Source organism: Candidatus Poriferisocius sp., assembly GCF_965204015.1.
Taxonomy (GTDB): domain Bacteria; phylum Actinomycetota; class Acidimicrobiia; order Acidimicrobiales; family Bin134; genus Poriferisocius.
The window spans coordinates 440953-452658 of sequence record NZ_OZ241965.1 but is presented as its reverse complement, the minus strand read 5'-3'; the positions used below and the strand labels follow the sequence as shown (position 1 = coordinate 452658).

Genomic DNA, 11706 nt, shown 5'->3' with positions numbered 1-11706 from the left:
TGCGGTCCAAAGCACCCTCGCGATCCCAGTTGTCGTCATCTGAGGTTCCACGCCATTTTTTGGAGACATCTTGTGCAAGAAGATGTGTATCACATTCGGTTCATAGCTCCTGCACATCGAGGGTGTGCCCGTTGGCTTCACAGAGATGGAGGATGTCGTCAATGTCGCTGGTGGCGACTTGATCTCCTCGTTCGGCAGCCCCGACCACGACTACAGCGTCGACGATGTCAGATGTGCCAGCGCGCCCACATGCAGCTCCGGCTGTTCGGGCTAGCTGTTCGTCGAGAGGCTCTATGCGACAGCCAGCTAGCAACCTGGACATCAGCGGCTGTGGGCCGCCTCGCCATCCTTGGGCGAGAACACCTGCTGGGACTGTGGGTACGACGCCTCGACCAAGGGCCTCTTGGTGTAGCACCCACATTTGATGATTGCTGCGCTCAGCGGCAATCAATGCCCCGGTGTCGTAAGTGATCCCTGTCAACGGTTTTTGAGGTTCTGGTAGTGCCGCTCGCCTCGGTCCAGTACCTCGTTCGCCCAGGCGATCTCTTCTTCGGTGAAGGGTCCGTGCTCGGCTTCCCACTCTGCTACGGCGGCAAGTCCCGCTTTGATGATTTCGGCATCTTCACGGGCGCGGGAATCGCTGTCATCTGTCGCGGTGGTGGGATTCGGCTGAGGGGCAGAAGACATGGCGTGAGCTCTTTGCTCTTCTTGTGCCATCGTCTGATCTTGGTCTGCGACCTCAGGCATATCATGACTTTACATGATATTGGGTGTATGTCAATCACTATTACGAGACCGCTTGGCAGATGCGCTAGCGCGCGCACGGCAAACGAATTGCGGGTGGCTCAGGACTGCGGTTGATTGCCGGTTAGGGGGCCGCTTTCGGGGTCGGCAGGGGGTCGGAGGTCGGCCCAGATGGCCAGATGGGCTTCGGGCTTTTTCTTGTGGAGGGCGAAGATGGGGCCGACGGGCAGATCGTGGTGGGCGGCCAGCCGCTGGGCCGCCTCGGCAAACCCCCGGTCGCCTTGGCCGCGGCTCTCATCGGCGGCCTGTTCGGTAAGCCATTCGTAGAGGGAAATCCGTTCTCTGGCCTCGGCAGCGACGGCGGCCAGCGTGCCGTCGATCCAGCCATGGAACTCTTCGGGCATGACCGACCGGATGGCCTCAATGGGATTTTCGGGCTGGTCGAGCAGGCCCGTTACCGTCTCCGGGGGAAGGCGGAGGCGGGCGGCGATGTGCTTGGGGGATATACCGCGACGGGCAGCGTCAAGCACGGCGGCCGCTGTCCAGATGTGTCGCCGGTTCAGTCCGGTGACCACCCGGTGCTGCTCTACATAGGCGGGCCACTTCATTTTGAACCGGAGGTGGGGTTGATGGCTGCCGGTATCGTACCGGACTACGAAGCCTTCCTCGGGGTGGTAGTCAGGACGGGGCCTGGCCATGTGGTCAGCAAGATCGTTCAACGAGGCGAATTCTCGGCTGGCGGCCACCGGGCCGGGCCAGTCGAACCGGTCCAGCGGCAAGTCAGCGCCGGTAGCGATGTCGATGACCGCGAGCAGAATCAGATCGCGCATGTCACCGTGGTTCACAACGATCCGGTTCTGCGGGTACACGATCTCGAACAGCGGGGTTATCTCGTCACCTACGTCTATGACTGCGTATCGCTCCTGCCATATGCGAGTTGCCTCAACCGCCTGCTCGGATTCCAGGCTGCCTCGGGTGGATATGCGGATATCGCCGTTGGGGTGCCGGTAGGCGATCCCCAGGGATCCGTCCCACTTGTCGGTGACCTGCATCGGCCCCTCTGCGGGCACCGCCGGGGCACAGGGCTCGGAGGGGGCGAAGAACTTGGGGAACGGACGGGCCAGCACCCGTCCATGCTGGTCGGCGATCAGCCCCCGGCAGGTCAGAGTGGCTTGGTTCCACGCCTCGGAATACTGGGCCCGGGCGGTGTAGTTGTACACGGTCAGCCCCTCGGCGGAGGTCCGGGCAGTGATGTGCTTTTCGGCGATGGCCGACTCCAATAAGCCGAGGTCGGCGATGTCTCGGAGGAATGTTGGGGCCACCCGGAGATGGTACGAGGGCGGCTTCGACCTCCCTTACTGGATTTTCTCTGAGGCAGATTGGTTGGGGGAAAGGGAGGGGGCGGGACGTACCATTAGGGGGTGAGCGACGCCGTGATGAGTCTGGCCGGGGACTTCGACCTGGCTGGGCGGGACCAGTGGATGGAGCTGGTGGAGCAGGTGCTGCGGGGGGCGCCGTTCGACAAGAAGCTGGTTAGCACCACCTACGACGGCATTCGGGTTCAACCTCTCTACACTGGCGCCGACCATGCCGGAGACGCTGGCCTGCCCGGGGTGGCGCCGTTCACCCGGGGCAGCCGGGTTGTGGGCGGTGCGTGGCAAGTTCGCCAGGCGCATAGCCGCGCAACCGGCAACGGCGCGGTGCGGGACGACTTGGGCGGGGGAGCTGATGCCATCGAGCTTCACATCGAGGGCGAGACCAGCCGGGAAGAACTCGACGACCTTCTCGAGGGCGTTCCCCCAACGGTTCCGATCATGCTGGCGCCGGGGAGCGAGGCCGCCATCTGGCATCTGGTCGACATTTGGGACAACAGGGGAGTCGCTAGAGATGAGGCTCTCGGCGGCTTTGGGATGGACCCTCGAGATCCCGCGGTGGCTGAGGCAGTGGCCAACACCTTGAACCTGAACTACCGCAACGTTCTGGTCGCGGCCGTGAATGGAGCAGGATTGGCCGACCAAGGCGCGAGCGAGGCTCAGGAGCTGGCCGGATCGCTGGCCGACGGAGTCGCCTACCTGCGGGCCTGTGAACAGGCGGGCCTCGACCTGGCAATGGCGGCCGACAGGCTGGAGTTCCGCTACGCCGCCGGGGTGGATCAATTCTTGACCATCGCGAAGCTTCGGGCTGGCCGACGGCTGTGGGCCCGGGTGACCCAGGCTTGTGGCATCGAGCCCGCCGCCCAGCGTCAGCACGCGGTCACCTCTGGCGCCATGATGAGCCGCCGCGATCCGTGGGTGAACATGATCCGCACCACGGTGGCCTGCTTCGCCGCCGCGGCGGGCGGCGCCGACGCCATCACCGTCAGCCCGTATGACTCGGCCATTGGGGTGCCCGATCCTCTGGGGCTGCGGATCGCCCGCAATACGCAGCTGTTGTTGCGGGAGGAGTCCCACATCCATGAGGTGATAGACCCTTCCGGCGGCTCCTACTACATCGAATCGCTCACCGATGCCCTGACCACCACTGCCTGGGGACTGTTCCAGGAGCTGGAGGCGGGGGCCAGCCTGGCCGAGCTCATTGAAGCCGCGCACCAGGCCCGCAGCCGGGATGTGGCCACCCGCCGCCTGCCGCTCACCGGCGTGAGCGAGTTCCCCGACCTCGATGAGCCGGCAGTCGATCGGCCACCGGTGGCATCGGATCCCGGATTGCGCCGCCTGGCCGAGCCGTTCGAGGCATTGCGGGATGCCGCTGAGGCCGGCCCGTCTCGCCCGACCGCGTTCTTGGCCAGCTTGGGCTCCATCGCCGTCCACACGGCCCGGACTGCCTTTTCAGCCAACCTGCTGGCTGCTGGCGGAATCGATGCCGTCGGCGGCGATGGCTACGACACCCCGGAAGAAGCGGCCACGGCGTGGACAGCGTCGGGCACGCCCATCGCGGTGGTGTGCTCGTCTGACGAGATGTACGAAGAACATGCCGCTGCAGCGGTGGCCGCGCTGAAAGAAGCCGGTTGCAGTTATGTACTGCTGGCCGGCCGCCCCGATGATCGCTGGGGGGCCGACGACTACATCCACATGGGCTGCAACGCGCTGGCTGCTCTGGGTGCCGTCCACGACAGGTTGGGCCTGTGACCGTCCCGGACTTCTCCCGTGTGGACCTCCACGCCTCTCCTGCTTCTGGCGCCAACGGGCTGGGCTGGGCTGATCTAGTGTCGGCACAGACCGGGGAGGGTACCGACCAACTCACCTGGGCCACCCCCGAGGGATTCGGCGTGCGTCGGCTCTACACCGCCGAGGATCGGGCCCCGCTGGACTTCTGCGACACTTATCCCGGACTGGAGCCCTACCTGAGGGGTCCCTACGCCACCATGTATGCCACCCAGCCGTGGACCATTCGCCAGTACGCCGGATTCTCCACCGCCGAGGACTCCAACGCCTTCTACCGCCGCAACTTGGCTGCCGGGCAGAAGGGCCTGTCGGTGGCCTTCGACTTGGCCACCCATCGGGGCTACGACTCCGACAATCCGCGGGTGAGCGGCGATGTGGGCATGGCTGGCGTGGCCATCGACTCCATTCTTGACACGCAGATCTTGTTCGACGGCATTCCGCTGGACCAGATGACCGTGTCGATGACCATGAACGGGGCGGTGCTTCCAATTATGGCCATGTACATCGTGGCCGGCGAAGAGCAGGGAGTAGCCCCCGAGAAGCTAGGCGGGACCATCCAGAACGACATCTTGAAGGAGTTCATGGTCCGCAACACCTTCATCTACCCGCCGGCGCCGTCGATGCGGATCATCTCCGACATCTTCGCCTTCACATCGGCCAACATGCCCAAGTTCAACTCGATCTCCATCTCCGGCTATCACATGCAAGAGGCCGGGGCCACCCTCGATTTGGAGCTGGCCTACACCTTGGCCGACGGGGTGGAGTACGTGCGGGCCGGGCTCGACTCGGGGCTGGACATCGACGCCTTCGCCCCTCGGCTCAGCTTCTTCTGGTGTATCGGCATGAACTTCTTCATGGAGGTGGCGAAGCTGCGGGCCGCCCGCCTGCTGTGGGCCAAGCTGATGCGCCCGTTCAATCCGACAAATCCCCGATCGCTGTCGCTTCGCACCCACAGCCAGACCTCGGGGTGGAGCCTCACCGCCCAAGACGTCTTCAACAACGTGGTCCGCACCACCATCGAGGCTATGGCCGCCACCCAGGGCCACACCCAGTCGCTGCACACCAACGCCCTGGACGAGGCCTTGGCCCTGCCCACCGATTTCTCGGCCCGGATCGCTCGCAACACGCAGCTCCTATTGCAGCATGAGTCGGGCACCTGCCGGGTGGCCGACCCCTGGGGCGGCTCGTACTACGTGGAGCGGCTCACCCACGATCTGGCCCAACGGGCGTGGGAGCACATCAGCGAAGTTGAGGCCGCCGGTGGCATGGCCGAGGCCATCGAGGCCGGGATTCCCAAGATGCGCATCGAGGAGGCCGCCGCCCGCACCCAGGCCCGCATCGACTCCGGTGCCCAGACCGTGGTGGGGGTGAACCGCTACCAGGTGGAAGGCGAAGAGGGCATCGAGGTGTTGAAGGTGGACAACGCCGAAGTGCGGGCCTCCCAGATCGCCCGACTGGAGCGGCTGCGGGCCGAGCGGGACAACGAGGCCTGCACTCGTGCCTTGGACGCGTTGACCGCGGGGGCAGACAGACCCGTGGGCAGCCAGGGCTCTAATCTGCTGGCCCTAGCGGTGGACGCGGCCCGGGCCCGGGCCACAGTGGGAGAGATCAGCGACGCGCTGGAGAAGGTGTATGGTCGCCATGCGCCCCGGATCCGGACGATCTCCGGGGTATACCAAGGGGAAATGGGACAGAACGACGGCAACGGCATTGGTCAGGTGCGGGATGCGGTGACTGGCTTCGCGTCCCGAACCGGGCGCCGACCCCGCATCTTGGTGGCCAAGATGGGCCAAGACGGCCACGACCGGGGCCAGAAGGTGATCGCCACTGCATTTGCCGATCTCGGATTCGATGTGGACGTGGGACCGCTGTTCCAAACCCCGGCTGAAGTGGCTCGCCAGGCGGTGGAGGCCGATGTGCATATTGTGGGGGCTTCATCGCTGGCCGCGGGGCACTTGACGCTGGTGCCCGAGCTGCGGGCCGAGCTGAAGAGGCTGGGGCGCGGCGACATCATGATCGTGGTCGGCGGCGTGATTCCGCCTAGCGACCACGACGAACTGCGGGCCGCGGGGGCCGAGGCCATCTTCGGTCCCGGCACGGTGATCGCCGACGCCGCCCTAGAGCTGCTGGCCGCTCTGGACGATCACAAGTGATCGACCTCGACGCCTGTGTCGAGGGGGTGCTGGTTGCCGACCGCACCTGGCTTGGCCGGGCGGTCACCCTGGTGGAGAGCACCAAGCCAGATGATCGGGCATCGGCTACCGAGCTTCTTCAACGGCTGCTGCCCCACACCGGGGGAGCACGGCGAGTGGGCATCACCGGGGTGCCCGGGGTGGGGAAGTCCACCTTTATTGACGCGCTGGGCACCCACCTCACCTCACAGGATCACCGGGTGGCTGTGTTGGCGGTAGACCCCTCCTCAACGGTGTCGGGGGGCAGCATCCTGGGAGACAAGACCCGAATGCCCAATCTGGCCATCGACGACGCGGCCTACATCCGCCCGTCGCCATCTTCTGGTTCGCTGGGCGGGGTAACTCGCACTACCCGCGAAACCATGACCGTGGTGGAGGCAGCCGGATTCGACGTGGTGCTGGTCGAGACGGTGGGCGTGGGCCAGTCGGAGACCGCAGTGGCCGACATGGTGGACTTCTTCTTGGTGATGATGCTGCCCGGCGCCGGCGACGAACTCCAGGGCATCAAGAAGGGGGTGTTGGAGTTGGCCGACGCCCTGGTGGTGAACAAGGCCGACGGCGGCAACGAGATCGCCGCCCAACGGGCGGTGCGGGACTACCGGGCCGCGCTGGCCATGACTGCCCCGGCCAACCCCAACTGGGTTCCCCCGGTGCTGGCGGTCAGCGCAATTGAGGGTACCGGACTCGACCAAGTGTGGGATCAGATACAGGCCTACTACCAAGCGCTGAGCGATTCTGGGGAGCTCGCCGGTCTCCGGGCAGACCAGCAGGTGCGGTGGATGTGGGCCATGGTGGAAGACCGCATCCGCGACCGCCTTCAGGCCTCCTCAGAAGTGGCTGAACTGACCGATCTTCTCGAGCAGCAGGTGGCCGGTGGGCAATTGGCCCCCGCAGCGGCCGCCGAACAAATTCTGGCCGCGTTCGACGCCTAGTCGCCGTTGTGCAATCGCCCGGTGTAGCGGGCGCTGGGGCGCATGATCTTGTTGTTGGCGGCTTGCTCTAGGAGATGGGCACCCCAGCCGACGACCCGGCTGGTGGTGAAGGTGGGGGTGAACGCCTCTTGGGGCAATCCGGCCAGGTGGAGTACCACACCGGCGTAGTACTCCACGTTGGTGACGATTACCGCATCAGGCTTCCAGTCGGCCAGATAAGGCAAGATTCGGCTCTCGATGTCGAGGGCCCGTTCTACCATCTCGCCGCCCAATTCGATGGCCACCGCTTTCAGGGTTTCAGAACGAGGGTCGGCCGCCCGGTACACCGCGTGGCCGAACCCCATAATCTTGCGTCCAGCGTCGAGCTCGGCCGCGATCCAGGGCACCGCGTTGTCGGGGTGGCCGATGGCGTGCAGCATGTCTAGAACTCGACCCGGTGCCCCGCCGTGCAGCGGGCCGGCCAAGGCGGCCAGCGCTCCGCCAAACGCTCCGGCGACGTCGGTGCCGGTGCTGGTGATGACCCTGGCGGTGAACGTCGAGGCGTTGAAGCCGTGATCAGCAGTCAGGCAAAGATAGGTCTCCACCGCCCGGGCGTGCTCGGGGAGCGGCGTCTCGCCCAGGGTCATGCGCAGGTAGTCGGCGCTGTGGGACAGCGATTCGTCGGGGTCAAGCGGCTCAGCCCCAGAGCGGATGCGGCTGACCGCCCCCAGCACGGTAGGGGTGATCCCAATGGCCCTCATGACCGCAGCTCGGCGTTCGCCCTGTTCGAGATCCAATGTGGGCCGCGGGTCAACCTCCACTCCCAGCACGCCGCGCAAGATGGGCATTGGCGGCAGATCGGTTTGTGCCAGCGCCGCGACCAGGTCGGCTGCCTTCGGAGTCAAGCACCGGGCCGCAGCCAGCTCGGCCCGAAATGCCTCCTCGGCTGCGCCGTCTGGTAAGTCTCCGCCCAACAGCAAATGGGCCACCGCCTCAAACGAGTGGTCTCGGGCTAGCGAAGCCGCGTTCCGCCCCCGGTAGTGGAACCACCCCTCATGCCCGCGAACTGAGCCCACCTCCGTGTCAGCCACAATCAACCCCTTGAGGCCGGGTGGAGCGATGTTGTCAGTAAGCGGAGCAACAGCATTCATGCCGCCCATGATGCCGTTAGATTGATATATTGACAACATTGATCAATATCTACATTGATTAGTCAATATAGAGAGGAGGTGGAATGGACGCTTGGCTGACCAGCACAGAGGCGGCGGCCCGCCTCGGAGTAAAGCGCGCCACCCTCTATTCCTATGTGAGTAGGGGCCTACTGCAACGAGTAGTGGACTCGGACGGTCGCAGCTCGCGGTTCAACCCCGAAGAAGTGGATCGCCTCCGCTCCCGCTCTGGTCGACGAGGTGACGACGAGATCGGTGTCTTGGTATCCACCGGCATTACCCAGATTGCCGATGGGGAGTTGAAGGTGCGCGGGCGGGACTTGATCGGGCTGGCTGCCGATACCCGATTCGAAGATGCGGTCGATTTGGTGTGGGGAGCAGAGCCCGATGCCCGCTGGAACTACATCGACGAGGCAGAGGAATTGTCTCAACGCATCCAAAGCGTGCTGCCCGATAGCGCCCCGATGATGGACCGGCTCAGAGTCGCGGTGAGCGTCGCCTCGACCACCGACCCGCTCCGCAACGACCTCTCAACCTCATCGGTTGGGGCTGCGGGCCGAAGGCTGCTGCATTTGATGGTGCACTCACTCCCGCTGGTCACCGCGCCGAAGGAGAGCAATCTGGCAGAACGGCTGTGGAGTCGACTGGCCCCGGGACGATCCAATGCACGGCAGCGGGCTGTTCTCAACCGGGCCTTGGTCCTGTTGCTGGACCATGGACTGGCCAGCTCAACGCTTGGCGTTCGTGTCGCGGCGTCAGTAAGGGCTGACCCCTATTCGGCGGTCGCCGCCGGCCTTGGGATTCTGGGCGGGCGGCTTCACGGCGCGGCCAGCGGCCCCGTCCACCGCATCTTTCAAGAGGCAGCGGCCAGTGGTGATCCAGCCGCAGCGCTGGGCGAGGCCCAGCGAAGGACCGGCTATACCCCCGGCTTCGGCCATGCCGTCTACCGGCATCGGGATCCTCGTTGCAGCGCGCTCATGGAAGCAGTGGCCGGAGCGTGGCCATCGCATGAGCATCTTCCCAAGGTGCTCACCGTGCAGACACTTGCCAGTGAGCGCACCGATGCCCCCGCCACCGTAGATTTCCCATTGGGCGCCATGACCTTTTTGGCTGGCATGCGCCCTGAGGCTGGCGAGGCGGTGTTCGCCATCGCCCGCACCGCGGGCTGGATCGCCCACGCCTTAGAGGAATACGAGGAAGACCCGGTTCGGTTCCGTTTCCGAGCCCGCTACACCGGCAGTTAGAGAATCTGGGACAAGAAGAGCTGGGTGCGTTCTTCTTGGGGGTTGGTGAAGAAGTGCTCGGGTTCGCCGACTTCGACGATTTCGCCGTCGGCCATGAAGATGACCCGGTCGGCTGCCTCTCGGGCGAAGCCCATCTCGTGGGTGACCACGATCAGGGTCATGCCAGTTCTGGACAGTTCAAGGATCACTTCGAGCACTTCGGAGATCATCTCGGGGTCCAGCGCCGATGTGGGCTCGTCAAACAGCATGATCTTGGGCTGCATGGCCAGCGACCGGGCAATGGCCACCCGCTGCTGCTGGCCGCCGGAGAGCTGGCCGGGGAATTTGCGGGCTTGCTCGGGGATCTTGACTCGTTCCAGCAGCTCCATCGCCCGGTCCTCGGCTTGCTGCTTGGGCATCTTCAACACTTGGCGAGGCCCCAGGGTGATGTTGTCGATGACGGTGAGATGGGGGAACAAGTTGAATTGCTGGAACACCATCCCCGTCTCCCGCCGGATGAGGGCGATGTTGCGCACGTCATCGGTGAGCTCGATGCCATCGACCACAATGTGGCCCCGGTCGTGGTGCTCCAACCGGTTGATGCAGCGGATGAGGGTGGACTTGCCCGATCCCGATGGCCCAATCACCACCACCACCTCGCCTGCACCGACCTTCATGTCGATATTGGTGAGCGCCTGAAAGGTCCCGAAGAACTTGTCCACGCCAGACATCTCGACCATGAGTTGTCGTCCGCCGATCTGGGTGGCGTCGCTGTTGACGTTGGATGTTGTTGTAGTTGTGTCTGTCATCGTTCTCCGACTCCGAGGTGGCGCTCGAGGCGCTGGCTTTCTTTGGACATGGTGTAGCTAAGGGCCCAATAGGCGAAGGCCACGAAGACCAGGGTTTCCGCAATGGCAACGGTTGTGTACTCCTGTTGGGAGTGGATCAGCTCGCGGGCCCGATAGAACTCCACCACGCTGATAAAGGCGAATAGCGTGCTGTCCTTGAACAAGCTGATGAACTGTCCCACCATGGCCGGGATGACTGCCCGCAGGGCTTGGGGCAGCACGATCAGCCTCATCACGGCCGGCGGTTGAAGGCCTACGGCTTGCCCGGCCTCGATCTGGCCTCGGGGCACGGCTTGCAGGCCACCGCGCACTACTTCGGCCACATAAGCCGAGCTGAAAATGGTAAAGACAATGATCGTCCGGGTCGTCAAGGAGAGCGGCGTGTCGACGTTAAGGAAGAAGTCGATGAAGATCTTCGCTACGAACAGCAGGGCGATGAAGGGGACGCCCCTGAAGAACTCGATGTAGGTCACGCAGAGCCAGCGAATGGCGGGAAGAGAGGAGCGCCGTCCCACCGCCAGCAGCAATGCCAGTGGGAACGACAGGATGATGGCCGCACCGGAGGCCACCAACGTGAGATACAGCCCCGACCATTTGTCCCAGCTCACACTGGAGGTTTCGCCGATGAGCAAGTAGGCGATGCGGACCACCACTACTGCTGCGACCACGGCCACGATCTGGACTGCCCGCTTGAGCCGCACGAGATCTCTGGCGGTGACAAGTCGCGCCTGGCCGAAAATCGGCCAGGCCATCGTCGTTCCCAAGTACCTGGTGAGATCTCTCGCGTTGGCGAGTTGCAAGGCGGCGAATGCGAATAACGCACTCATCCACCACCATGCGTTTCCGTTTGTGCCCGAGACCACCTGGAAGGACACGATGGCCATGAAGGTCGCCGCGTACCAGCAGATGCGCCGAGAGGAGCGGGGTAAGCGCATGGCCCCGGCGCGCACCGCGAGCCCAACTGCGATGGTGGAGAGGGTGAACAGCGTTGGCCAGATGGTGCGGGTGAACACCAGGATGACCACCAACAGCAAGAGGATGGCCCAGTAGCGGCGCAGCAAATCAAGGGGAGTGGGGCGCGGTGCGACGACGCCAGTGTCTTCGGCCTGGTCTTGGCTTCGGGCTGTGACCGTTCCCCAGGCCAACCCAAGGGCCGAGGCCACTATGTACATCTGGGCCACAAGCCGCCAATGCTCGTTACGGGGGTACACGCCCAGCATGAGGAGCGTGAGGTTCTTGCGCACTGCCTCCCACTGGCCGGTGACGAATATGAAGCGTCCGCCGTAGTACAGGAGGATCGCTCCGACTACCACCGCTAACACGGTGATCAGAGCGTTGTACCAGCTGTTGAACAGATTCTTGCGCAGCCAGGTGCCGGGCGAGACTCGCATATCGGGCGGCAGTCGGGATGGGTCGCCCTGTGGGCTAGCGTCGGGGGAAGGCACGGTGGCGGTCATC

The 11706-nt window shown here is 64.5% G+C and carries 9 protein-coding genes; 4 read left to right on the top strand and 5 right to left on the bottom strand.

Annotated elements, in window-relative coordinates:
- Positions 1-477: 477 nt before the first annotated feature.
- Both ACOGJC_RS02080 and ACOGJC_RS02075 read right to left on the bottom strand, forming a co-directional pair.
- The gene (locus ACOGJC_RS02080) at positions 478-747 is read right to left on the bottom strand and encodes a hypothetical protein (RefSeq protein WP_419846858.1); all 270 of its coding nucleotides are present in this window, start codon (positions 745-747) and stop codon (positions 478-480) included.
- A 98-nt stretch (positions 748-845) separates the two neighbouring features.
- Complete coding sequence (locus ACOGJC_RS02075; protein ID WP_419846857.1) at positions 846-2066, bottom strand: RNA ligase; 1221 nt, start codon at positions 2064-2066, stop codon at positions 846-848.
- Positions 2067-2165: 99 nt separating this feature from the next.
- Here ACOGJC_RS02075 and ACOGJC_RS02070 point away from each other — a divergent pair, with 99 nt between their 5' ends.
- The 3 genes from ACOGJC_RS02070 to meaB are packed head-to-tail and all read left to right on the top strand — an operon-like array spanning position 2166 to position 7029.
- Positions 2166-3869 (top strand): methylmalonyl-CoA mutase family protein, encoded by a 1704-nt coding sequence (locus tag ACOGJC_RS02070; protein WP_419846856.1) that lies wholly within the window; start codon positions 2166-2168, stop codon positions 3867-3869.
- Positions 3866-6058 (top strand): methylmalonyl-CoA mutase, encoded by a 2193-nt coding sequence (gene scpA, locus ACOGJC_RS02065; protein WP_419846855.1) that lies wholly within the window; start codon positions 3866-3868, stop codon positions 6056-6058. Before ACOGJC_RS02070 ends, scpA begins: the two co-directional genes overlap by 4 nt.
- Positions 6055-7029, top strand: coding sequence for a methylmalonyl Co-A mutase-associated GTPase MeaB (gene meaB, locus ACOGJC_RS02060; RefSeq protein WP_419846854.1), 975 nt, complete (start codon positions 6055-6057; stop codon positions 7027-7029). The genes scpA and meaB overlap by 4 nt, the downstream gene beginning before the upstream one ends.
- On the opposite strand, the gene ACOGJC_RS02055 is transcribed toward meaB, so the two are convergent.
- Positions 7026-8159, bottom strand: a complete 1134-nt coding sequence (locus ACOGJC_RS02055; RefSeq protein ID WP_419846853.1) for a citrate/2-methylcitrate synthase — start codon at positions 8157-8159, stop codon at positions 7026-7028. The two genes, meaB and ACOGJC_RS02055, sit on opposite strands and share 4 nt — an antisense overlap.
- An 83-nt stretch (positions 8160-8242) precedes the next feature.
- On the opposite strand from ACOGJC_RS02055, the gene ACOGJC_RS02050 reads away from it, so the two are divergent.
- Positions 8243-9421: a citrate synthase gene (locus tag ACOGJC_RS02050; RefSeq protein ID WP_419846852.1), complete on the top strand. Its 1179-nt coding sequence runs from the start codon at positions 8243-8245 to the stop codon at positions 9419-9421.
- Here the strand turns inward: ACOGJC_RS02050 and ACOGJC_RS02045 are convergent.
- Positions 9418-10209, bottom strand: a complete 792-nt coding sequence (locus ACOGJC_RS02045) for an amino acid ABC transporter ATP-binding protein (protein ID WP_419846851.1) — start codon at positions 10207-10209, stop codon at positions 9418-9420. The two genes, ACOGJC_RS02050 and ACOGJC_RS02045, sit on opposite strands and share 4 nt — an antisense overlap.
- The gene (locus ACOGJC_RS02040; protein WP_419846850.1) at positions 10206-11705 is read right to left on the bottom strand and encodes an amino acid ABC transporter permease; all 1500 of its coding nucleotides are present in this window, start codon (positions 11703-11705) and stop codon (positions 10206-10208) included. Before ACOGJC_RS02040 ends, ACOGJC_RS02045 begins: the two co-directional genes overlap by 4 nt.
- Between the last annotated feature and the right edge of the window lies 1 nt (position 11706).